This window comes from Embleya sp. NPDC050493, assembly GCF_044458105.1.
Classification (GTDB): Bacteria; Actinomycetota; Actinomycetes; order Streptomycetales; family Streptomycetaceae; genus Embleya.
Genome location: NZ_JBITHP010000015.1, coordinates 215,468 through 237,368 on the forward strand (window position 1 = coordinate 215,468; position 21,901 = coordinate 237,368).

The following is a 21,901-nucleotide window of genomic DNA, read 5'->3' on the forward strand; positions in this document are numbered from 1 at the left end:
GGCGGGCGTTCGTACCTTCCTGCGATCGTCGTTTCTCGCTCCGAGGCAGGTCAGGGCACTATTGTGAGCAATTATTCAGTTCGCGCGCTACTCGCTTTTGGCGTGGTCGACCAGGAGGTGGCATGACATCGGACCGACGCCGGCTTCAACCACGTAAACAGCCCCGTCAGATCCGGGCCGAGCTCACCCGGCAGCGCATCCTCACGGCGGCTGCTCACGTTTTCGCCGAACACGGCTACGCCGCCGGCACCACCAACCGGATCGCCGAACAGGCCCGGATCTCGATCGGCTCGCTCTATCAGTACTACCCGAACAAGGACGCGATCCTGGTCGAGCTGATGAGCCGCCACCTCGACAGCGGCATGGTCGCCACCCACAGCCGCCAGACCGGTGAACTGCCGGAATCGATCGAGGAGATCATCCGCGTCTTCGTGCGCATCGCCATCGAGAACCACCGCGAGGATTCGCAGTTGTTGCGGGTCATGATCGAACAGGCGCCCCGATCCCCCGAATTGCTGGAGAAGATCCGCCGACACGAGCAGGTGCGGGTCACCTTCGTGCGGGAACTGTTCGACGGCCACCCCGAGGTCCGCATCGACGACACGCACACCGCGGCCCGACTCGTGGTCTCGACAGTCGAACTCGTCGTGCACCAACTCATCGCCGCACCGGAACCGATCGACATCCCCCGGTTCGAGAACGAACTCGTGGCCATGCTCACCCGCTACCTCACCGCCGGGCCGGGCGGGGGCGGGTAGCCGTGGGTACCTGGGAGGCCGTCGGCCTCCGGGAGCCCTGAGCACACCGGTAGCCGTGAGCACGCGGGGAGCCGTGAGCACGCGGTCGGGACGCCCGGCGGGACGGGCACGGGCGACGCTCGGTCGCGCGGGCCAAGCCCGCGGGCGCCCCTCCACGCGGGCGTCGGCCCGGCCCTTCCCGCGCGTTCCCGTGGTTCGGGGTCGAGGGCGCTTCCTCCGGGCCCGTGTCCTACCGCGAAGCGGTGTGCGGCCGGGCCGGGGTCAGGGGATGCGCCATTGCTGGGACTTGTTGCCGGGGGTGCACTCGGCCACCGACAGGGCCTTGCCGGGGCCGTTGTTGGTCAGGCAGTTCTGGCCCATGTAGTCCTTGATGTAGACCGCGCCCGAGGTGGGGGCGTCGGACAGCCGCCAGTTGGTCGAGTAGCCGAATCCGATGGCGAGTTCGGGGCGTGTGGCGTTCCCGTACGGCTGGCCGAGGGCGGGGCCGCTCAGGCTGCAGGTGTTGAAGGTGTCCCAGGTGGAGACCGAGTGCACCCAGCCGAACTGGGAGTTGCCGCCCATGATCAGCTCCTTGCCCTGGGTGGGGCTGTCGGCGGCAAGGCCGATCCTGCGTCCGTCGGCGACGCTGGTGATGGCGCCCCAGCGGTCGCCGCCGCAACCCTGCGGGACGCTCTGGGCCGGGGGCGAGGTGGATGCGGGCGGCTTCGGTTGCGTGCCGCCGCCGGGATTGCCGCCGCCTCCACCGGGTGAGCCGCCGGCCCCCGCGGACGTGGAGCCGTTCGCGCCGCCGGGAGGGGGTACCGGGGCGCCCGCGTTGCCGCTGCCCTGTGCGGTGCCCGGGGGTTGGCTCGCACTCGCGTTCGTGCTCGGGGTGCCGGTGGCGGCTGTCGAGGGCGGCGCCGAGGCCGGTCCGGGATCGGCCGCCGCGCCTCCGGCGGTCCGGCTCTCGGTTACGGCCGGTTGTGCGTTCGGTACGTTGCGGTCCGCGTCGGATCGGCCGGAGAAGGGCTTCACGAACAGGACCGTGGCGACGACCCCGGCGATGACGCCCAGGACCAGCAGGACGGCGGCCACGCCGTGCCGCTTCCAGGCCCGAGTGTTCGCGGACGTCGCCGTTGGTGCGTCGCGCGGAGCGGAAGTGGCTTCCGGCGGCGTCGGAGGGGACGCCGGGGCGGGGATCGCCTCGGAAGCGGAAGCGGAAGCGGAAGCAGAAGCAACAGCGGCAGCGGCAGCGGCAGCGGCAGCGGCAGCGGCAGCGGCGGCGGAATCGGAGGCGGGAGTGGATCCGGAGGCGGTAGCGGGAATAGATCCGGCATCCGTCGCAGGAACCGAAGCGGACGCCGGTACACCGGGCGACGAAACGTCCGCAGCGACGGACGCAGCGGCCGCGGCCGATCCCCCGGGCACGCTCGGAACGCCGTCCGCCGCTGCTCCCGACACCGAACCGCCGGGCGCCGCCGCCTTGGCAAGGTCGATACCGCCCGAACCCGGCTCGACCCCACCCGCGATGCCTGCGGCGACGCCCCCGGCAGCCGCGTTGCCCGCCACCGCACCCACGGAGCCGCCGCGGTCGCCGCCGGAGTCGGACGCGGAGTCGGACGCCGAGGAGCCGCCACCGGAGTCGGACGCGGGCTCGGCCTCGGAGGAGCCGTCAACCGAACCCAAACTCGCACCAGCCGAACCCCCGGAAGCCACACCCCCCGAACCCGAACCCGATCCCGAGCCCGATCCCGACCCCGACCCCGAACCCGCCGCCCCCGAGCCGGTCTCGACATCGACAGCCGCCGCCGCACCCGCGATGCCCGAAGCCGCCCCACCCGCCCCCACATCCCCGACGGCGGCCACCGTCACCGCCGTCACCGCCGTGACAGCCGCCTCCGACCCACCCACCGCCACCCCGCGCACCGCCTCGCGCGCCGCCGCGCGGGCCACCGCCGCCATCTCGGCCGCGTCGGCGTACCGCTCCTCCGGCTCCTTGGCCAACGCCTTCGCCACAAAAGCGCGGACCGCTTCGGGGAACGCCGCCGGGAGTACGGGCGCCGGCTCCCGAATGTGCTTGAGCAGCACCTCGAACACCGCATCACCGGAGAACAACGCTTCCCCGGTGAGGAGTTCGTAGCACAGCACGCCGATCGCGTACTGATCGGACGCCGGCACCGCGCCGCTGCCGCGGGCCTGTTCCGGAGCGATGTACCGAGCCGTGCCGAGCACCGCGTGCGAAGCGGTGAGCTTGGTCTCGGCCATGGAGCGGGCGATGCCGAAGTCGGTGACGGTCACCCGGTCGTCGGCGCCGATCATCAGGTTGGACGGCTTGACGTCGCGGTGCACGACGCCCCGCAGATGCGCCGCGTGCAGCGCGTCCAACGCCTGGACCGCAATGCCGAGCACCCGGTCGACGGGCATGACCGCACCGCCACCCTCGCCCGCACCCTCCGCCATGACCGCGTCCAGCGTCCGCCCGGCGACCAGTTCCATGACGATGTACGCGACGCGCGGCTCCGACCCGCTCTCGCCGTAGTCGTGCACGTCGACGATGCCGGGGTGATCGAGCGCGGCCAGCACCTTTGCCTCACGCCGGAAGCGCTCGGCGAACTTGACGTCGGCCAGCAGCGCGGGCAGCAGAAGCTTGACCGCGACCTGCCGTTCGAGTACGCGGTCGTCCGCCCGCCACACCTCGCCCATGGCGCCGCCGCCCAGCCGCTCGGCCAGCGTGTACCGGCCGCCCAGCACCGTGCCCAAACCCCACATGCCCCGCTCCCCCGTAGGCTCCCGAGTTTCCCGCCCGTCGGCGACGTGCGGTCCGCCGGGGCGTCAGCGTCAGGGCGCCGAGGTCCCCGAACCACCCGTGACAGGCGATCATTTCATCGCACCGCACCGACCGAGTCCGCCGGGAGTCCCTCACCCGCATCCGTCTTCCTACCGACGCCCGGCCCCGAACCGCCGCGGCAGCCCCCGAAGCCGCGCCCTTCAGGCTTCCGGTGGCCCCCGCAGTGCTGCGCCGCAGTCACCACGGTCGTCCGGCGCACCCGCGCACCGCCGCCACGACAGCAGCCGGGCGGCGCGGGAGAGTGAGGCCCGGGGTCCGGTACGACGAGCACCGAGCGTCGACGATGCCGGCCGTCGACGTGATGGACCGCGCGTAGGCAAGCAACGAAAGGACCGCCGCTCCGGGAACCACCGAGTCACGGTCGGCACCGGGGACGACCCGGTCGGCGGGCACGAATCCGAGCCCGAGAGCCGGGTCGGCCCCCACCAGGCTCGCCCTCGGCCCGCTCGATCGTGCCCACCGAGTCCCGCCGCCGAGTGCTCAGGTCGTCGTCGTCCGGAGCCACGTCAGTACCGCCAGGACGCGGCGGTGGGCGTCGGCGGACGGCGGGAGGGTCAGTTTTTCGAAGATGGCGGAGATGTGCTTCTCGACGGTGCCAGGGGTCAGCGACAGGAGTCGGCCGATGGCGCCGTTGCGGTGGCCCTCGGCCATCAGACCGAGAACTTCGCGTTCGCGAGGGGTCAACGCGGCCAGCGGGTCGTGCCGGTGCCGGCGGGTGAACAGCGCGGAGACGACTTCCGAGTCGAGGACGGTGCCGCCGGCCGCGACCCGGGTCAGGGCGTCGGAGAGGTCGTCGAGGCGGGAGACGCGGTCCTTGAGCAGATAGCCGACGCCGCCGCCGTCGGCGAGCAGGTCCTCCGCGTAGGCCTCCTCCACGTACTGGGACAGGACCAGGATGGCGGTGCCGGGTACTTCGCGGCGAATCCGCAGGGCCGCGCGCAGGCCCTCGTCGGTGAACGTCGGCGGCATCCGGACGTCGACCACGGCGACATCCGGGCGGTGCGCGGCAACCGCCTCGACCAGCGCCGAACCGTCGCCGACCGCGGCCACGACCTCCGCGCCGATCTCCTCCAGCAACCGCACCAGGCCCTCGCGCAGCAGCAGCGAATCCTCGGCCAACACCACCCGCTTCAACGCTCCCCCAGTCCCCTCGACGAAACCCCGGCCGTCCCGCAGAGCGACCCGCCCGACCACCGACCCCCGGTCACCACCACCCGCATCAACCCTCCCCCACCCCGCTCAACGGAACCTCGGCGGCGAGGGTGGTCGGCCCGCCCGCCGGGCTGTCCACGTCCAGCCGACCCTCGACCGCGGCCAGCCGATCGATCAGGCCGGCCAGACCGTGCCCCTTGCCGGGATGCGCCCCGCCGCACCCGTCGTCCCATACCCGTACGAACAAAGCCCGTTCGTCCATCCGCACGGACACCGCGCAGTGCTCGGCCCGGGCATGCTTGGCGACGTTCGTCAGTGCCTCGGTGACCACGAAGTACGCCGTGTTCTCCACCGCCGCGGCGAACCGCCGCCCCGGCGGCAGGTCGGTGGTCAGCTCGACCGGGATCGGACAACGCGCCGCCGCCGCGGTCAGCGCCGGGGCCAGGCCGCGGTCGGCCAGGATCGGCGGCGCGATCCCGCGCGAGAGGGCGCGCAGTTCGGACAACGCCTCGTGGCTCTGCGAGATCATCTCGGCCACCAGCGGCCTGGCCCGATCCGGATCGTCGTCCAGTCGGCGCGCCACCGTCTCCAGGTCCATGGTCAGCCGGACCAGTCGCTGCTGTGGACCGTCGTGCAGGTCCCGCTCCAGCCGGCGCAGCGTCTGCGCCTCGGCCGCCACCGCGCTGCGCCGGCCGAGCGCGAGTTGTTCGGTCCGGATCTGCAGGGCGCTGCGCTCGTTCGTCAGCAGACCGCGCGCGAGCGCCGCCTGTACCGCCACCAGCGCCCGCACCACCGGCGCCGCCGTCGCGAGCAGTAGCACGCCGATGCCGGTGTTGAAGGCGATCTCGGCCGCTCGCGAGGAAATGCCGAACATCAGGTCCAGCAGGCCCTGCTTGCCCGGGTCGCGCGGGATCGGCCACGACCACGCGGCGTAGAGCAGTTCACCGAGACCGCCCAAGGTCCAGGTCAGCGCGATGCAGCAGCTCACCACCCGCAGCGGGAAGGACACCAGGATGTGCGCCAGGTCGCGCCAGGACTGCGGCTCGCGCAGCGCGCGCCACCACCCCTTGAACCCCTCGCCCGCCCGTTCCCGGTAGGCGTGCGGCGGCAGTTCCCGCCCGGTGACGGCCACCACCCGCCGGCGCTCCAGCTCGGCGAAACCCCGGGCCGCGGCCAGCGTGGCGACCAGGATCGGTACGCCGAGCAGCACCGCGAAACTCGCCGCCCCGGCCGCGAGGCCGCCGATCGCGACCACGAACGCCGCCGCGCCCAGCGGGAATCCGACGAGCAGATAGCTCAGTTGCCGACCGAACCGGCCGCCGCGCGGGACCGGCGCCGCGACCGGGACGGGTATCGGCTCGAATGAGGTCGTCGTCTCGGTCATGGCCATATCCTCCCCGCCGGAAACGGCCGCGCCCAGCCGGCATTCCCGGTGGCGAGGGTAGGGCACACCCCCATACCGATCGGCAGCCGAAGCAACCGGCCCGACGACCGAAACGACCCGAGAGCCGAAACAACCCGGGCCGAAACGACCCGAGATCCGAATCAACCCGGGCCGAAACGGTCGAGCCGCCGAACCGAGCCGCCGAACCGAGCCGCCAGGCCGATCCGTCCCCTCTCCCGCATCCTCTCGACCCGTCGCCGCCTCAACCCCTCGGCTTGATGTTCTGATTGGCGTGGAAGAGGTTGTGCGGGTCGTACCTGTACTTGACCCCACCGAGCCGCTCGTAGTGCTCGCGATAGGTGGCCTCCACCCGATCGTGGCTCTCGTCGGCGCCGATGAAGTTGACGTAGGCGCCGCCCATGGAGTGCGGGTGCAGGTCCTGCCAGTAGTCGACGCACCACTGCCGGATGGCCTCGGCGTTGGCCGGGTCCGGGTCGATGCCGCCGATCACGCCGGACCACATGGCGTCCCGGTAGCCCCACGCGGTGTCCGCGGCGTCGACCCGATGCGCGGCTCCGTCGACCGGGTAGAGGTGCATCGTGGACAGCGCGGTGGGCAGGCTCTCCGCGTACTTGGCGTGTACGTCGACCGCGTCGTCCGGAATCGCGTCGAAGAAGTCGCCGCGCCAGTACCACTGCAGGCCGGTGGGGATCAGTTCGTCGAACATGGTCTGCAATATGGGATAGGGCATCGGCGCGGTGAAGTGGAAGGCGGGCGGGGCCGGTTCGCGCACCGCGGCGAGGTGGTCCTCGGCGGCGTCCGGGTCCCCGGTCCAGCACCACACGACGCCGCACATCTTGTGCCCGTGGATCTCCTCCGGGAACGGCGGACCCGGTGGGACCGTGAGCGCCGCGAAGAACCCGTTCAGGTCCTCGGGCGCCTGCGGCAGGAACTCGCGGTACCACCGCAGCACCTCGCGGGTCCGCTCGACCGGCCACAGGGTGACTCCGGCGGCCACGGTGTCCACCGGATGCAGACGGAAGCGGAACGAGGTGACGACGCCGAAGTTGCCGCCGCCGCCCCGCAAGGCCCAGAACAGGTCCGGGTGTTGGGACTCGCTCGCGATGACGAAGCTGCCGTCCGCCAACACCACGTCCGCGGCCACCAGACTGTCCACCGTGAGGCCGTACTTGCGGGTGAGGTGGCCGTGCCCACCGCCGAGGGTGAGACCGCCGACACCGGTCGTGGACATGATCCCGGCCGGTACGCCCAGCCCGAAGGCGTGCGTGGCGTGGTCGAGGTCGGCGAGCAGACTGCCGCCGCCGACCCGGGCCGTCCGGGCCACGGGGTCCACGCGTACCCAGCGCATCGGCGACAGGTCCAGGGTGACCGCGTCGTCGATCACACACAGGCCCGCGCCGCTGTGTCCGCCGCCGCGAACCGCGAGTTCGAGGTCGTGCTCGCGGACGAAGTCGACCGCGGCCATCACGTCCCCCGCGTCCGCACACCGCACCAGGGCGGCCGGATGTCTGTCGATCATCGCGTTGTAGATCCGGCGTGCCGGGTCGTAGTCGGAATCCTGCGGTGCGATCACCGGGCCGCGCAGCGCGCCGCGCATGTCTTCGAGGGTTTTGCCGTCCATGACCATCTCCCTGACGGGACGCGGACCGCAAACCCGCCCGGCCTTCTCGCTGACCGGCCCTCGGTAAGCAATCGTGCGCCAGTGCCCGGCGCCGCCGTGGCCTGCACGGTCACCGAACGCCGCAGGGCTTACCCCTCCAGCCTCTCGCCGAGTACACGGCGGCGCAATTCCGCGCCCCGCGCCGGCGAACCGGTCGCACGGCCGGGGTCGTGGGGGCGTCGATCGGGACAGGCTCTAGCTTCGGCAGCGGTTGCCGCAGGTGGCCAGACTGCACCAGCGGCGGCGTCCGCCGGGGTCCGCGAAGAGCCAACCGCAGTCTTCGTCGGGGCAGCGGCGGATGGTGAAGCGGCTCGGGTCCGCGAGGAGTTCGGCGGCGCTGCGGGCAGTGGCGTACAGGGGCGAGTGCAGACCTGCGGCGTCGGACAGCCGCCATTGACCCAGACCGTCCTCGCCGCGGACGAACACCGCCGAACCGGCCCCCTCGGAGGCGACTGCGGCCACCGCGTCGAAGGCGCGCGCGTCGTGCGGATCGGTCAGGCAGGCGTACAGGTCGCCGCGGAACACCCGCGCCCGCGCGAGCGCCTCGGCGGCCTCGTCCGGGTGCTCGCGGGCTCGCCGGCGCAGCCTCCGCACCAGGCGGTCGTCCACCAGGTCCAGGTGGCCCGCCCAGACCGCGAGGGTTTCGTAGCGGCGCAGCCAGTCGGCATCGGGGCGGCCGGGACGGCTCCAGCCGGCGTACGTGTTGCAGAACTCCAGCGCCGGGTGCCCGCCGGTGTTCCACGGCAACCACTCCCCGCCGACCCGGACCGCGTAGACGGGCGCCGACGGCCGGTCCAGACGCGGATCGCCGTGCAGGACCCGATCGTGCAGCGTGGTCAGTTCCGGACCCGGGTCGATGCCCAGCTCGGCCACCAGCAGCTTGCGGGTGTGCCGGTACACCTCCAGCGCCTCGGCTCGGCGCCCGGCGCGGTAGAGCGCCGTCATCCGGGCCGCGACCAGCCGCTCCCGGGTCGCGAACTCGTCGACGACCGGCGCCAGATCGGCGAGCACCCGGTCGTGCAGGCCCATGGCCAACCGGGCCTCGGCCCGCTGCTCCAGCGCGGCCGACCGAAGCTCGGCGAGCCGCCCGCCGAGTCGGCCACGCAGCGGTTCGTCGACCACGTCGGCGAGCAACGGACCCCGCCACAGCGCCAGCGCACGGTCGTGGAGGCGGATCCGCTCGGCGGGATCCCCGGCCTGCGCCGCCTGCTCGATCAGATTCACGAACTCCCACGCATCCACCGCGTGGCCGTCGGGGTCGATCGTGTAGCCGTCGTGTCGGGTCCGCACGCGCACTCCGTACGGCCCGAGCCGGGAGCGCAGCCGGGCGATGTAGGTGTGCACGGTGCCCCGAGCCCCGGCCGGCGGCGCCCCGTGCCACAGCAGGTCGATCAGCCGCGCGGTGCCCACCACCCGGCCGGCGTCCAGCAGCAGGACCGCCAACAGGCACCGCTCCTGACGGCGGCTGCCGACCGTGATCTCGGTGTCCTCGTGGCGCGCCTGGAACGGGCCCAACAAGCGGAACTCCATGGCTGCCACCTTCCCGGCCCGCGTGGTGAGAATCCGGTCAGCGACCGGGGCGAGGCTGGGCCGGTGCCGGGCGGGGCACCGCGGCCCGCCGGCTCTCCTCCCGCCGCCTCACCCAGGAGACACCATGCGCCGAACCCTCCTCGCCCTGCCGGTACTTGCCGCCGCCCTCGTCGCCGCGGCACCCGCCTCCGCGACGCCCGCAACCTCGCCGACCGCAGCCTCACCACCCACAGCCGCGTCGCCCGCGTCCGTGTCCGCCTCCGCAACCGCCACGGGCCGCTGGGAGCCCGCGCCGACGCCGCCGTTCGATTTCCCGGCCGGCGCGCGCTGTGATTTCCCCATGCACGCCGAACCGATCCTGGACGAGGTGGTCCAACAGGTGCTGGAGACCTATCCCGACGGCAGCCCGAAATGGGTCGCCTACAAGGGGCCGCTGATCGTCCGGGTCACCGACACCGCATCCGGTGCCGCGCTCGACGTGGACGCCGGCGGCAGCGCGGTCGTGCGGACCCGCCCGGACGGTTCCCGGCTGTGGTTCGTCCTGGGCCCCGTCCTGACCGGCTTCGGGGAGAACGGCGGCACCCTGCCGCGCGGCCTGTACCGGCTCGACGGGACGTACACGCTCGACATCGACGCCGCCGGCGGCAAGAAGCTGACCATGCTGCACGGCACCGCCGACGACCTCTGCCCGCGCTTGGCCGCCGCCGGGGCGTCGTGACCGACCGTGGTGCGCCACCTCGCGGGGCCGAGGTCGTCGGGAGCCCGGAATGAGCGGGCCTGCCGAGCCGAGGCTCCCGCGCCCGAGGCTCCCGGGCCGGGAGAGGTCGGATCGGGGGCTCCCGGCCCGGGGGATGCCGGCACAAAACCGCCGGCCCGATCGATGGGCGGATGATGGAGTAGGGGCATGACCAGTCTTCACGACACCGCCCTGACCTTCCGGGCGCTGCACACCGGTGCCGCGCCCCTCGCCCTCGCCAACGTCTGGGATGCGGCAAGCGCCCGACTCGTGGCGGACGCCGGAGCAAGCGCGGTGGCCACCACCAGCGCCGGAGTCGCCTGGGGCCTGGGCGCGGCCGACGGCGATCGACTGGGCCGTGAGCGGGCCCTCGAACTCGTCGCGCGGGTGGTGGCCGCGGTCGACGTGCCGGTCACCGCGGACATCGAGAGCGGCTTCGGCGACGACCCGGAGGGGGTCGCCGAGACCATCCGCGGCGTGCTGGCCGCCGGCGCCGTGGGGGTCAACCTGGAGGACGCCCTGCACGCCGGCCCCGTGCCGCTGCGGGCGGCCGCCGACCAGGTCGAGCGGATCGCCGCGGCGCGGGCCGCCGCGGACGCCGCCGGCATCCCGCTGTTCATCAACGCCCGGGTGGACACCTACCTTCGCGGCATCGGCGACGACGACGCCGAGCGACTGCGGGAAACGCTCGACCGGGCGACCGCCTACCTCGCGGCCGGTGCCGACGGCATCTTCGTCCCCGGCGTCACCGACCCGACCACCGTGTCCGGCCTCGCCGAAGCCCTGCCCGCCCCGCTGAACGTGCTGGCCGGCCCCGGCGCCCCCACCGTCGCCGAATTCGGCAAGCTCGGCGTGGCCCGGGTCAGCCTCGGCTCCGCGATCGCCGAGGCCGCGTACGCCGTGGTCCGCCGCTCGGCCCGGGAGTTGTTCGAGACCGGCACGTACAGCACGCTCACCGACTCGATCCCCTACGGCGACCTGAACGCCCTGCTGGCTTACTGACCACATCCACACCGCCGGCGCATCGCCCTCCCGGGGGCGGTGCGCCGGCGGTGTGCCCGCCCTCCGCCACGCGGGCCGGTGCATCACCCACTGAGACGCGAGCCCGCCCCCGCCGCTCCGGTCGGTCCGTACGTGCGTGCGGCGACCCGTCCACCCCGATCGAACGACGGAAAACAAACACGATCCGCTTCCCGCCGGCCCCACCGCCCGCCGCCCGCGAGCGCCGCCCGCCGATCGCGGGAAAACCCCCTGACCCCGGGCCCGACCGCGGCACACAATGTGGATCCGGCGGACCGAGCGACAGGGGTGGGGGCGGCCCGACCGAGCCGGCCGCGACCGCGACGGCGGTGGCCGGGAGTGCCCCGGGCCGGCCGAGCCGCTGTCGGTCGGCACTGGGATCATCGAACGACACCGAGGGGAGGTGACGGACGTGGCGTACGGCGAACGCGCCCCGCAGGCGCCGATCGTGAGTCTGACCGACCGTCGAGCGCTGGAGGCCTGGCGACCGGCCGACGACGAAGTGATCGCGCGGGCCCGCAAACTCAAGGAAGAGGCGCTGCTCGACTTCGGCATGGAACTGTCGGTCATCGCCTCGTGGTTGTACACCAAGTGCCACCACCACATCCCGACCACCGCGATCGACACCGCGGCCGTGATGGCCTCCGGCGACGGCACCTGCCTGCTGTTGTACAACCCGCAGTTCTTCTGCGATCTGGGCCTGGACGGCGTGAAGTTCGTGCTCTTCCACGAGGCCCGACACCTGATCCAGCGACACCTGTTCGCCGAGTCCGAGCTGCGCGCCGACCCGGTCTTCACGCTCGCGGCCGAGGTGACCATCAACCACGTCGCGATGACCCGCCTGGGCCGCAGCACGCTGCCGATCCTGCGCCGGCTCGACCCGGCCACCGGTGCCTCGATCGAGGACCCCACCGGCATCGACCCGCGCAAGGTTCACCACTCGTACGTGCAGGACCTCACCGACCAGGGCCTGGCGCCGCTGTCCTACAGCGACTTCGTGGACACCGACGCAACGGTCTACGCCGAGCTCAAGCGCATGAAGAACCCGCCGGTGCCGCCCCCGCTGTGCGTGCACGTGATCCTGGGCGGCGGCACCGGGCACAACGACGGCATGGACGGCGAGACCGCCGGCCGGGTCGCCTCCGAGGTGCTGCGCAGCGTCCTGCTCGCCGCCCGCCGAGGGGAGCGGCTGGCCCGACAGGAACTGCTCGACCTGCTCTCGCGCACCGACGGCGCCACCGACCGCGCCACCAAGCTGTGGGGCGACCTGGGCGCGGGCTTCCTGCGCGGCGAGACCCAGCGCACCCGCCGGGTCGAGTGGTGGCAGCAGTGGCTCGTGGACGTGCTCGCGTCCAAGCTGCGCGAGGGCGAGCGCCTGGTCTATCCGAAGAAGCGCGGCGCGCTGCTGGCGGCGCTGGGTCACGACCCGATGCTCGCCCGGCGCGGTCTGGAGCGCACCAAGGTCGTGGTGATCGCCTACGACACCTCGGGGTCGATGCCCGACCACGTGGTGAGCTGGCTGACCGAACTGGTCGGCAAGGCCGACGGCGTCGAGACGCACTGGCTCAGCTTCGACGGCACCGTGATGCCGTTCAAGCCGGGCGAACGGGTGCTGGGCGGCGGCGGCACCAACTTCCAGAACGTGGCCGACTACGTCGAGGGCCGACTGGAGATCGAAGGATCGGGCCGCTTCGACGAATCGGTCGACGCGGTGGTGATGCTCACCGACGGCTACGCGCCACCGATCACCCCCGCCGACCCGGACAAGTGGATCTGGCTGATCACCGAGGGCGGGGACGACTGGCCGGAGCGGCACCACCCGCCGATGGACTGTCACCGCGTCCTCACCGGCGACCACTGATCGGGGCCGTCCATGCCGACGCGCCTCGCCGAAGAGCCCTCCGCAGCACGCCGTGCGCAGCACCCGGAAGGAACCATGACGATCACCGCTGACACCACGCGCGCCGGCCGCCCCGCGGCCGAGCCCAAGTGGAAGGCCACCGCCACCTACCCCGAACGCCCCAAGGGCTGGAAGGGCGTGTCCAAGCTGGAGGAGTTCATCGACGCGATGATCGACCTCGGCCAGACCGGCCAGATCTTCGGCGAGCACGGCATCGGCAAGACGGCGACGTTCTTCAGCCACATCCCCGACCGGCACGACGACACGGTCCTGGTCTTCGTACCGGCGGCGAACCTCACTCCCGACGATCTGCTGATCAACGCGCCCGTCCGGGACGAGCGCACCGGCGAACTGGTGCTGCGTCAGCTGATCATGCGTCAACTGCGGCCCGGGAAGCGGTTCGTGCTGCTGATCGACGACGCGTTGCAGGCGGGCGAGACGATCCAGTCGCAACTGATGCAGGTCGCCTGCAACTGGACGCTCGGCGAGCACGACCTGCGCGAACTGGGCTGCGTGGGCGTGTTCCTCACCGACAACGAGTCGCTGGCGGAGACCGCGACCCGGCGCACCGACCTGGCCATCCTGGACCGGATGGTCACGGTCAAGATCACCGCGACCGACACCGCGTGGCGGTACAAGCTCGCCGAGCGCTTCGCCGGCACCGACCTGACCCCGGTCTTCCAGGTCTGGACGAGCCTGTCCCCGGCACTGCGCCAACTGGTGTCCCCGCGCACCCTGGAGCACGTGATCGACTGCGCGCTGGCCGGCTTCCCCCTGGTGTGGGGGCTGCCGCTGGTCAACGGCGACCGGCTCGCGCTGACCGAGACGAAGAAGGACGGCTCCCCCGGCCCGGACCGCACCGACGAGGTGCTCGACCGGATCGCCGCGGGCCTGAACGTGCGCAACCCCGACCAGACGCCGGACTCGGTGCGCCGGATCGTCCGCGAAGCGATCCACCGTCGCTGGTCGGTGCTGATCCAGGGCCCGCCCGGCTGCGGCAAGACCGAGGTGGTGCGCGACGTGGTCCGCACCGAACTCGGCCGCGAACCGCTCTACTTCTCGCTGCCGGTGACCAACGTCGAGGACCTGTGCGCGCCGGTGCCCACCCCGGACGGCTCGCTGGAGAACCTGCTCGCCGCCAAGTTCACCGATCCCGGCGCGAAGGTGATCGTCTGGGACGAGTACAACCGGCCCAAGGACAAGTCCACCTTCGCCAAGCTGATGGAGGTCACCCAGGAGTGGTCCATCGCGGGCCGTCCGATTCCCGGCCTGCGTGCCCAGATCGCGCTGCAGAACCCGCCGTACCACCTCGGCCGCAAGATGCTCGTCTCGCGCAACAACATCGCGCAGGCGACCCGCTTCACCGCGTCCTTGACCATCCGTCCCGAGGACATCCCCGCCAACGAGTGGTTGATCAGCACCTACGGCCCGGTCGCCGAGACGGTGCTGGAGTGGTGGAAGAACGACATCGACGACGAGGGCCGCGACTGGATCACCAAGCGCACCCTGGAGCGGCTGATCAAGCTGCACAAGCGCGACCTGCCGCTGGAAATGGCCAAGGTCTACCTCGGCGACGGCGAATACGCACCGGTGCCGCTGAACGCGCTGGAGGCCAGGTTCGCGGAGAACCCGGCCACCGGCCTCGGCGACATCTCGGCCAATCTGGCCGAGTGGGTGCGCCGACTGGAGGCGGCCAACGAGGAGTCCGCCGAGGGCACCGACGACACCGATGTGGTGCACCAGGTGCTGGCCAACGCCGAGTTGTCGCAGCTGCGCGAACATCTGGACACCGTGGCGCAGTTGCTCGCCGGCCTGCCGCCGAAGCTGCGCTCCAGCTACCTGGTCGGCCAGTCCGTGGACAAGCAGCGGTTCTGGATCGAGGCGTTCGCGAAGATGCCGAGGAAGTAGACCGGGCCCCGGCGCACGAAGTCCCCGACACCCGCCCGCCCGTTCAGCGTCTGCGGCGGGCGGTGCCGAACAGGCTGCGGGTGATCTCCCGGCCGATTTGGGTGCCCATCGAGCGCAGCACGGACTTCACCGCCGAGTTGCCCATCATGCGATCGACCACGCCCGGTTCGGGCTCGTGCGCACGCTCGGGCGCCGGTCCGCGAGCCGCGTCCGGTTCCGCGGGCGGCGCCTGAGCGGCCGTCAGCTTCTCGTACGCCGACTCGCGGTCCACGGCCGCGCCGTACTTGGCGAACTGCGGCGACCCGGCCACCGCCGCCTGCATCGCCTCCGTCGGGATCGGCGCCATCAGCGACGTCGGTGCGCGAAGCCGGGTCCAGGCCACCGGCGTCGGGGCGCCGCTCTCGCCGAGCACGGTGACCACCGCCTCACCGGTACCCGCCTGGGTGAGCACCTGATCCAGGTCGTAGGCCGAGCGCGGGAACGTGGACACGGTGGCCTTGAGCGCCTTGGCGTCCTCGGGGGTGAAGGCGCGCAGCGCGTGCTGCACCCGGTTGCCCAACTGGGACAGCACCTCGGCGGGCACGTCCCTCGGCGTCTGGGTGACGAAGAAGATACCGACGCCCTTGGACCGGATCAGCCGCACGGTCTGGGTGATCGCGGTCGAAAACGCCTTGGAGGCACCGGTGAACAGCAGGTGTGCCTCGTCGAAGAAGAACACCAGGCGCGGCCGATCCGGGTCGCCCACCTCCGGCAGATCGTGGAACAGGTCGGCGAGCAGCCACATCAGGAAGGTGGAGAACAACTGCGGCTTGTCCTGCACCGCCGCGAGTTCGAGCACCGAGACCACGCCGCGCCCGTCGGGGGTGGTGCGCAACAGGTCGGCGGTGTCGAAGTCCGGTTCGCCGAAGAACGCCCCTCCGCCGTTGTTCTCCAGCGTGATCAGCGCGCGCAGGATCACCCCGGCGGTGGCCGCGGACAAGCCGCCGATCCGCTTGAGTTCCGCCTTGCCCTCATCGTCCGTCAGGTACTGGATCACCGCGCGCAGGTCCTTGAGATCGACCAGTTCCAGTCCGCGCTCGTCGGCGAAGTGGAAGATCAGGCCGAGCGAGGACTCCTGCGTCTCGTTCAGGTCCAGCACCTTGGCCAGCAGGGTCGGCCCGAAGTCGGTGATCGTGGCCCGGATCGGCACGCCCGGTCCGATCCCGCCGAGCGCGTGGAACTCGGCCGGACAGCCGGCCGGTTGCCAGTCCTGACCGACCTCGGCCGCCCGCGCGGCGACCCGGTCGCCGGGCACACCGGGTGCGGAGATGCCGGACAGGTCGCCCTTGACGTCCGCGAGGAAGACCGGCACGCCCTGCGCGGACAACTGCTCCGCGATCAGTTGCAGGGTCTTGGTCTTGCCGGTGCCGGTCGCGCCCGCGACCAGGCCGTGCCGGTTGAGCACCGCGAGCGGGACACGCACCTGCGCCTGGGGACGCGCGGCGCCCTCGACCACGGCCGCGCCCAGTTCCAGGGCGGGCCCGGTGAAGGCGTATCCGGCCGTGATGGCCGCGATCGTGTCGTCCTGCTCGCTCATGCGCTCCTCCGCTCGCCGAGATGCGGAAGACGAATACACCGATAGGACAAGAAATATCCCGATTGCCCCGCCGGATCGGCCATCCGAGCCGGCGTGATCCGTACCCCCGCTGCTTCTCTTCGGTGCCGGGTGGGGGTTAGGCGACCGCGATCCCGGTAGGCTGAGCCTGTGATCTTCAAGCGGATCGGTGACGGCAAACCGTACCCGGACCACGGGAGGTCGGGTGCCCGGCAATGGGCCGACATCGCCCCGCGGCCCGTGCGTCTGGACCAACTCATCACGACGAAGCGGCAACTCGACCTCGACACGCTGCTCGCCGAGGACTCGACCTTCTACGGCGACCTCTTCGCGCACGTCGTGAAATGGCAGGGCGACCTCTACCTGGAGGACGGACTGCATCGCGCGGTCCGGGCCGCGCTCCAACAGCGCCAGGTGCTGCACGCGCGCGTGCTCGAACTCGGCTGAGCACGCAACCCCGGCGGCCCGATCAGGTGGTCGTCTCGCGTACGGCCGTGCCCGGATACGCAAGGTGCCGCGTCGGCGCTAACCTCGACTCCATGGCGACCGGGATCACGGCCATGCCGTGCAGGAGGAGGACGGGGGCACACCGATGAGCATGCTCACTCCCCGCGGCATGGGAGGCCAGTACAAGATCACTGGCAAGCTGTATCCGCGGATGACGCGGCGCAGGCGACGCATGCCCGTCGTCATCGCGATCGTGGTCGGCCTGGTCGTGCTGGCCACGGCGGGCTGGGGCGTGTACCACTTCACGTCCGACGACAGCGGCGACAAGGCCGCCGCGTGCCCCTCGCCGACGGCCTCGGCCCCGCCGGCCGCCCCGCCCGCGGCGCTGCCCGATCCCAAGACGATCACGGTGAACGTCTACAACGCGACCAAGCGGGGCGGTCTGGCCAAGACCGTCAGTGAGGCGCTCAAGGTGCGCGGCTTCACCATCGGCAAGGTGACCAACGACCCGCTGAACCAGCCGATCGCGGCCACCGCCGAGATCCGGCACGGCTTCCCCGGCGCCACTCCGGCGAAGGTGGTCGCGGCCCAGGTGGCGGCGAGCACCGACAAGGAGGACCAGCGCACCGACGGCACGGTCGACCTGGTGATCGGCGACGGCTGGACCGACCTGGCCACCCCCGAGGCGGCCGCCGCGATCCTGTCCCCGCCGCCCCCGCCGCCTGCGAGCCTGCCCCCGGGCTGCTGAGCCGCCGAACGACCCCACCCGCTGCCGCCCCGCGCCCCCGCGGAGGCGGCAGCGGCACGCCGAGCCCGACCGCCCGCTGCCCGCTACCCCCGGCCCGCTGCTTCGCGGTGAGAGGGCCTCGGAGCGGCCGGCTCCCGGGTTCGGGGCCGGGACGGGACTGTACGGGACGGGCCGGGACGGATCAGTTTCGGCCGGGTTTGCCGAACTCCTCGATCAGCACGGGGTACTGCTCCCCGCCGTGTCCGGCGGCGATCGAGCGATCGGCCATGGCCTTGATCAACCTCGGCAGTTCGGCGTTGACGCCCACCGCCTCGCTCTCCTCGATCAGGTGCGCCATCGCCCGCACGTCGGTCTCCAGGGCCGACACCTCGGCCGGGTACGAGCCGCGGGCGATCTGCTCGGCATAGCCGGGCAGCCATTCGGCCACACCGGCGGCGATCTGTCGTGCGAACGGCGCGAACGCCGTGGCGTCGACCCCGGCCGTCCCGACCAGGGCGGTGCCCTGGAGCCAGGCGTTCAGGACGCTCCACATCATGGCCAGGCCGGCCACGTCGTACAGGGCCGCCAGTCCGTGGTCCGCACCGAGGTGGGTGACGGTGCCGAGGGCCTGGAGTGTCGACTTGTGCGCCTCGAAATACGACTGCGGCCCACTGTGCAAAATCACCGCCTCGGCGGTCCCGATCGCCGACGGAATGGCCATGATGGCGCCGTCCAGGTATCGGGCGCCGCGCTCCTCGGCCCACCGGGCGGCTTCCCGGGCCTGGGCCGAGTCGCCCGACGTCAGGTTGATCAACATCGTGCCGTGCAACGCGCCGGCACTCGCACCGAGCAGCTCGTACACGGCCGGGTAGTCGGTGACGCAGATGATCGCCACCGAACCGGCCTTCAGCGCATCGTCGACCGTCGGCGCCAGGCGGGCTCCTTCGGCCACCAATCGGTCGGCTCTGGCGGTCGTACGGTTCCACACGGTGGTGGGGTGCCCGGCCTTGAGGAAGGCACCGGCGAGCGCCCGACCCATCAGTCCGAGTCCGATGACGCTCACGGCCACGGGTGTATCGCTTGTCTTGTTCATGGCAGCATCGTCAACGTTGATACCGGTGTGAAGGTCAAGTGAGGTTCGATGCGAATCGGGGAACTGAGTCGTCGGACGGGCGTCAACGCCCATCAGTTGCGCTACTACGAGGCCCAGGGCCTGCTGACGGCCGACCGCGGCACGAACGGCTACCGCGAGTACGACGAGACCGCCGTGCTGCGGGTGAAACAGATCCGGCACCTGCTCGGCGCCCGGCTGTCCTCCGAGGACATCGCGTACCTGCTGCCCTGCGCGGTCGGAGAGGCCCCGGAACTGCCCGGGTGTCCCGAACTGCTCGCCGCGATGCGCTCACGCCTGCGGCGCCTGGAGGATCAGCTGGACCTGCTCGCCCGATCCCGCGACGCCCTCGCCGACTACATCGACGCAGCCGAGCGAACGGGCGGCGACAACTACCCACCCTTCGACGACACCGCCCTGGAGTGCCTCCCCGCCTGAGCGGCCGAAACGGGCCCGGACACAAAAAAGGACCCGACCGCATGCGGTCGGGTCCTTCATTCGTACTGCTCGAGAGCGGTAGCGGTGGGATTTGAACCCACGGATAGCTTGCACCATCACACGCTTTCGAGGCGTGCTCCTTAGGCCACTCGGACACGCTACCGAGAGAGAGCTTACCGGATGCCGGGGTGTGCTTCGTAACCGGTTTCCGGGGAGCGGGTGTGGGTGAAGAAGTCGCGCAGGACGGCGGTGCAGTCCGCCGCCGCGACGCCGCCGACCACCTCGGGGCGGTGGTTGAGGCCCCGGTCGCGCAGTACGTCCCACAGTGAGCCGGCGGCGCCGGCCTTGGGGTCCCATGCGCCGAAGACCACCCGGTCCACCCGGGCCAGCACGAGGGCGCCCGCGCACATCGTGCAGGGCTCCAGGGTGACCACCAGGGTGCATCCGGACAGGCGCCACTCACCGACGGCCTTGGCGGCCTCGCGCAGGGCGAGGATCTCCGCGTGGGCCGTCGGGTCGCCGTGCGCCTCGCGTTCGTTGCGGCCGCGGCCGAGCACCGCGCCGTCCGGGCCGAGCACCACGCACCCCACCGGCACATCCCCGGTGTCGACCGCCAGGGCCGCCTCGGCCAGGGCCAGCCGCATGGCCGGCTCCCACCTGCGCAACGCGGGGTCGAACGGGGGCTCGGGCACCGGTGGGGGCATCGTGCTCAGCGGACCGTCTCCAACTCGTCCGCGCAGCCCAGACGTTCCGCTATCACCGCGATGGCGTCCGCCGGCAGACCCGCCTCGCCCGCGAGGTCGGCCAGCAGCTGGGCCGACACGCCCAGGTCCACGAGCACCGTCTCGTCGCCGGCGGGGCCGGGCGGCAGCACGGCCTCGTCGTCCTCCTCCAGGCCGTCCAGCACGTCGGCCGTCAGCAACGCGTCCGCGTAGGCGCTGCGGGAGACCGCGGCCACGTCGGAGACGTAGATGCGCGGATCCTCCTCACCGTCCACCCGGACGACCGCGAACCAGGTGTCCTCCTGTTCGACGAACAAAAGCACCGGCTCGTCGTCCACCGCCGCCGACCGTGCCAGCGCGGTCATCCCCGCCGAGTCCTCGACATCGTCGAGGTCGGCTTCACGGGCCTCCCACTGCTCGTCTGTACGTACGAGCACTGCGGCGAAGTACGCCACGGGACTCTCCAAGATCGTTCGCTTCGGCGTTGTCCCTCGCATCGTGGCAGATACCGGACCACGACGACGGGAATTGGCGCACGTTGACGAACAAGGTCACCGAGACGATCAAGGATCGGTCGAATTCAGTAACGGAACGTACGCATCCGCATCATCTGCCGTAGCCGCTCATTGCGCACGCGTCGCGGTTGGATGCGGGCCCGCAGCTCGCGCGCTTCGGCCAGTTCGCGCAGGAAGAGGGTGCGCCGGCGGCGGCGCGCCGCCTCCTCCTCGCGGCGCTCGGCCGCCGTCGTTCGAGGTTCCCGACTCTCCATCACCACGCCCCTGGGCTCGAAATGCCTCCGGAACCGACGTGGCAGTAGTTCCCGGGACGCGCCGGCTCAGTCATCGACACCGGCAGGTCGCACCGGATGTGTGTTCGCAAATCGGTGTAACGATCGCAATTTGCCCGACATTCCCGCAAACACACGAGTCGGGCCGGTCGCCCGGCCGGCGAATGCCACCGAACACGCCTCGAATCCGACAACCCGGCAGGGTCGCCGCCAGGCCAAACGGCTAATGTCGCAGCATGCGGATTCACGTCGTCGACCATCCTCTGGTGGCCCACAAGCTCTCCACCCTGCGCGACCGGCGCACCGACTCGCCGACCTTCCGGAGGCTTGCCGACGAACTGGTCACGCTGCTCGCCTACGAGGCGACCCGAGGCGTACGCGTCGACCCGGTGGCGATCAGCACGCCGGTCAGCGAGACCACCGGCGTCAAGCTCTCCTACCCGCGTCCGCTGGTGGTGCCGATCCTGCGGGCCGGGCTGGGCATGCTCGACGGCATGGTGCGGCTGCTGCCGACGGCCGAGGTCGGCTTCCTCGGGATGATCCGCAACGAGGACACCCTCGAACCGTCGACCTACGCGACCCGGATGCCGGACGACCTCAGCGGCCGGCAGGCGTACGTGCTCGACCCGATGCTCGCCACCGGCGGCACCCTGATCGCGGCCACCAAGCTGCTTCTGGAGCGCGGCGCGCACGACGTGACCGCGATCTGCCTGCTCGCCGCGCCCGAGGGCGTCAAGGTGATGCAGGAGGCGTTCCAGGACACCGAGGCGAACGTCACCGTCGTGACCGCGTCGATCGACGAGCGGCTCAACGAGCACGGCTACATCGTCCCGGGCCTGGGCGACGCGGGCGACCGGCTGTACGGCACCGCCGGCTAGGGCAGGCCGCCGAAAAGGGTCCGGAGCGCCGCTCGGCCATCCGGCCGACCCCGGCACCCACCTGCGGGTTCGGCCGTTCGGGGGCGGCTCACGAGCGCGGACGCCAAGCGGGACCAAGGCCCTTCCACGTCAGGCCGAACGCCGGATGCGCGACGGCACACCTCGGCGCATGCTGGAAGGGTGCCCGGGGCTGGGCAGGAGCCCCGTGGGCACCCCGGGACTGTTTGCCGATGCTGCGAAGGTACGACCCACCTTTGCTCCGGCGGGGGTCCCACAGGGGAGAGGAAGTGGCCGGTCCCCC

Annotated in this window: 19 protein-coding genes and 1 tRNA gene; 9 read left to right on the plus strand and 11 right to left on the minus strand. The window is 71.8% G+C overall.

Annotated elements, in window-relative coordinates; all coding sequences use genetic code 11:
* Positions 1 to 122: 122 nt before the first annotated feature.
* A complete protein-coding gene (locus ACIBM5_RS27390; RefSeq protein WP_396009255.1) occupies positions 123 to 758 on the plus strand; it encodes a TetR/AcrR family transcriptional regulator in 636 nt (211 codons plus the stop codon).
* Positions 759 to 1,019: 261 nt separating this feature from the next.
* On the opposite strand, the gene ACIBM5_RS27395 is transcribed toward ACIBM5_RS27390, so the two are convergent.
* The 5 genes from ACIBM5_RS27395 to ACIBM5_RS27415 form a co-directional block, all read right to left on the minus strand.
* Positions 1,020 to 3,506, minus strand: a complete 2,487-nt coding sequence (locus ACIBM5_RS27395) for a protein kinase (RefSeq protein WP_396009256.1) — start codon at positions 3,504 to 3,506, stop codon at positions 1,020 to 1,022.
* 559 nt (positions 3,507 to 4,065) lie between these two features.
* Positions 4,066 to 4,719: a response regulator gene (locus tag ACIBM5_RS27400; RefSeq protein ID WP_396009257.1), complete on the minus strand. Its 654-nt coding sequence runs from the start codon at positions 4,717 to 4,719 to the stop codon at positions 4,066 to 4,068.
* Between the two features lie 85 nt (positions 4,720 to 4,804).
* Positions 4,805 to 6,121, minus strand: a complete 1,317-nt coding sequence (locus tag ACIBM5_RS27405) for a sensor histidine kinase (RefSeq protein ID WP_396009258.1) — start codon at positions 6,119 to 6,121, stop codon at positions 4,805 to 4,807.
* Between the two features lie 262 nt (positions 6,122 to 6,383).
* Positions 6,384 to 7,763 (minus strand): FAD-binding oxidoreductase, encoded by a 1,380-nt coding sequence (locus ACIBM5_RS27410; RefSeq protein ID WP_396009259.1) that lies wholly within the window; start codon positions 7,761 to 7,763, stop codon positions 6,384 to 6,386.
* A 234-nt stretch (positions 7,764 to 7,997) separates the two neighbouring features.
* Complete coding sequence (locus ACIBM5_RS27415) at positions 7,998 to 9,332, minus strand: BTAD domain-containing putative transcriptional regulator (RefSeq protein ID WP_396009260.1); 1,335 nt, start codon at positions 9,330 to 9,332, stop codon at positions 7,998 to 8,000.
* Positions 9,333 to 9,456: 124 nt separating this feature from the next.
* On the opposite strand from ACIBM5_RS27415, the gene ACIBM5_RS27420 reads away from it, so the two are divergent.
* The 4 genes from ACIBM5_RS27420 to ACIBM5_RS27435 all read left to right on the plus strand — a co-directional run bounded on the left by ACIBM5_RS27420 (position 9,457) and on the right by ACIBM5_RS27435 (position 14,896).
* Positions 9,457 to 10,050, plus strand: a complete 594-nt coding sequence (locus tag ACIBM5_RS27420) for a hypothetical protein (RefSeq protein WP_396009261.1) — start codon at positions 9,457 to 9,459, stop codon at positions 10,048 to 10,050.
* Positions 10,051 to 10,236: 186 nt separating this feature from the next.
* Positions 10,237 to 11,070: an isocitrate lyase/phosphoenolpyruvate mutase family protein gene (locus ACIBM5_RS27425; RefSeq protein WP_396009262.1), complete on the plus strand. Its 834-nt coding sequence runs from the start codon at positions 10,237 to 10,239 to the stop codon at positions 11,068 to 11,070.
* A 430-nt stretch (positions 11,071 to 11,500) separates the two neighbouring features.
* Entirely contained in the window at positions 11,501 to 12,949 is a 1,449-nt protein-coding gene (locus ACIBM5_RS27430) for a hypothetical protein (RefSeq protein ID WP_396009276.1), read from the plus strand.
* A 75-nt stretch (positions 12,950 to 13,024) separates the two neighbouring features.
* The gene (locus ACIBM5_RS27435) at positions 13,025 to 14,896 is read left to right on the plus strand and encodes an AAA family ATPase (protein ID WP_391586262.1); all 1,872 of its coding nucleotides are present in this window, start codon (positions 13,025 to 13,027) and stop codon (positions 14,894 to 14,896) included.
* Positions 14,897 to 14,939: 43 nt separating this feature from the next.
* On the opposite strand, the gene ACIBM5_RS27440 is transcribed toward ACIBM5_RS27435, so the two are convergent.
* Positions 14,940 to 16,472: a helicase HerA-like domain-containing protein gene (locus tag ACIBM5_RS27440; protein WP_396009263.1), complete on the minus strand. Its 1,533-nt coding sequence runs from the start codon at positions 16,470 to 16,472 to the stop codon at positions 14,940 to 14,942.
* A 168-nt stretch (positions 16,473 to 16,640) separates the two neighbouring features.
* Between ACIBM5_RS27440 and ACIBM5_RS27445 the strand changes: the two genes are divergently transcribed.
* Both ACIBM5_RS27445 and ACIBM5_RS27450 read left to right on the plus strand, forming a co-directional pair.
* Complete coding sequence (locus ACIBM5_RS27445) at positions 16,641 to 16,937, plus strand: type II toxin-antitoxin system VapB family antitoxin (RefSeq protein ID WP_020556786.1); 297 nt, start codon at positions 16,641 to 16,643, stop codon at positions 16,935 to 16,937.
* A gap of 145 nt (positions 16,938 to 17,082) precedes the next feature.
* Positions 17,083 to 17,685: a LytR C-terminal domain-containing protein gene (locus ACIBM5_RS27450; RefSeq protein ID WP_391586260.1), complete on the plus strand. Its 603-nt coding sequence runs from the start codon at positions 17,083 to 17,085 to the stop codon at positions 17,683 to 17,685.
* 181 nt (positions 17,686 to 17,866) lie between these two features.
* On the opposite strand, the gene ACIBM5_RS27455 is transcribed toward ACIBM5_RS27450, so the two are convergent.
* Entirely contained in the window at positions 17,867 to 18,757 is an 891-nt protein-coding gene (locus tag ACIBM5_RS27455) for an NAD(P)-dependent oxidoreductase (protein WP_396009264.1), read from the minus strand.
* A 48-nt stretch (positions 18,758 to 18,805) separates the two neighbouring features.
* Here ACIBM5_RS27455 and ACIBM5_RS27460 point away from each other — a divergent pair, with 48 nt between their 5' ends.
* On the plus strand, positions 18,806 to 19,213 hold the full coding sequence (locus tag ACIBM5_RS27460) for a MerR family transcriptional regulator (RefSeq protein ID WP_396009265.1): 408 nt from the start codon (positions 18,806 to 18,808) through the stop codon (positions 19,211 to 19,213).
* A 76-nt stretch (positions 19,214 to 19,289) separates the two neighbouring features.
* Here the strand turns inward: ACIBM5_RS27460 and ACIBM5_RS27465 are convergent.
* The 4 genes from ACIBM5_RS27465 to ACIBM5_RS27480 all read right to left on the minus strand — a co-directional run bounded on the left by ACIBM5_RS27465 (position 19,290) and on the right by ACIBM5_RS27480 (position 20,704).
* Positions 19,290 to 19,376: transfer RNA gene (locus tag ACIBM5_RS27465), tRNA-Ser, on the minus strand.
* 10 nt (positions 19,377 to 19,386) lie between these two features.
* The gene (gene tadA, locus ACIBM5_RS27470; RefSeq protein WP_396009266.1) at positions 19,387 to 19,917 is read right to left on the minus strand and encodes a tRNA adenosine(34) deaminase TadA; all 531 of its coding nucleotides are present in this window, start codon (positions 19,915 to 19,917) and stop codon (positions 19,387 to 19,389) included.
* Positions 19,918 to 19,922: 5 nt separating this feature from the next.
* Positions 19,923 to 20,390, minus strand: a complete 468-nt coding sequence (locus tag ACIBM5_RS27475) for a tRNA adenosine deaminase-associated protein (protein ID WP_355534957.1) — start codon at positions 20,388 to 20,390, stop codon at positions 19,923 to 19,925.
* 125 nt (positions 20,391 to 20,515) lie between these two features.
* A complete protein-coding gene (locus ACIBM5_RS27480) occupies positions 20,516 to 20,704 on the minus strand; it encodes a hypothetical protein (protein ID WP_026219506.1) in 189 nt (62 codons plus the stop codon).
* A gap of 254 nt (positions 20,705 to 20,958) precedes the next feature.
* Here ACIBM5_RS27480 and upp point away from each other — a divergent pair, with 254 nt between their 5' ends.
* Positions 20,959 to 21,600: a uracil phosphoribosyltransferase gene (gene upp / locus ACIBM5_RS27485; protein WP_391586256.1), complete on the plus strand. Its 642-nt coding sequence runs from the start codon at positions 20,959 to 20,961 to the stop codon at positions 21,598 to 21,600.
* Positions 21,601 to 21,901 lie beyond the last annotated feature (301 nt).

Coding starts and splice junctions, on each gene's coding strand:
- ACIBM5_RS27390 (WP_396009255.1), top strand. CDS start 123: ATGACATCGGACCGACGCCGGCTTCAACCACGTAAACAGCCCCGTCAG.
- ACIBM5_RS27395 (WP_396009256.1), bottom strand. CDS start 3,506: ATGTGGGGTTTGGGCACGGTGCTGGGCGGCCGGTACACGCTGGCCGAG.
- ACIBM5_RS27405 (WP_396009258.1), bottom strand. CDS start 6,121: ATGACCGAGACGACGACCTCATTCGAGCCGATACCCGTCCCGGTCGCG.
- ACIBM5_RS27410 (WP_396009259.1), bottom strand. CDS start 7,763: ATGGACGGCAAAACCCTCGAAGACATGCGCGGCGCGCTGCGCGGCCCG.
- ACIBM5_RS27415 (WP_396009260.1), bottom strand. CDS start 9,332: ATGGAGTTCCGCTTGTTGGGCCCGTTCCAGGCGCGCCACGAGGACACC.
- ACIBM5_RS27420 (WP_396009261.1), top strand. CDS start 9,457: ATGCGCCGAACCCTCCTCGCCCTGCCGGTACTTGCCGCCGCCCTCGTC.
- ACIBM5_RS27425 (WP_396009262.1), top strand. CDS start 10,237: ATGACCAGTCTTCACGACACCGCCCTGACCTTCCGGGCGCTGCACACC.
- ACIBM5_RS27435 (WP_391586262.1), top strand. CDS start 13,025: ATGACGATCACCGCTGACACCACGCGCGCCGGCCGCCCCGCGGCCGAG.
- ACIBM5_RS27440 (WP_396009263.1), bottom strand. CDS start 16,472: ATGAGCGAGCAGGACGACACGATCGCGGCCATCACGGCCGGATACGCC.
- ACIBM5_RS27450 (WP_391586260.1), top strand. CDS start 17,083: ATGAGCATGCTCACTCCCCGCGGCATGGGAGGCCAGTACAAGATCACT.
- ACIBM5_RS27455 (WP_396009264.1), bottom strand. CDS start 18,757: ATGAACAAGACAAGCGATACACCCGTGGCCGTGAGCGTCATCGGACTC.
- ACIBM5_RS27460 (WP_396009265.1), top strand. CDS start 18,806: ATGCGAATCGGGGAACTGAGTCGTCGGACGGGCGTCAACGCCCATCAG.
- tadA (WP_396009266.1), bottom strand. CDS start 19,917: ATGCCCCCACCGGTGCCCGAGCCCCCGTTCGACCCCGCGTTGCGCAGG.
- ACIBM5_RS27480 (WP_026219506.1), bottom strand. CDS start 20,704: ATGGAGAGTCGGGAACCTCGAACGACGGCGGCCGAGCGCCGCGAGGAG.
- upp (WP_391586256.1), top strand. CDS start 20,959: ATGCGGATTCACGTCGTCGACCATCCTCTGGTGGCCCACAAGCTCTCC.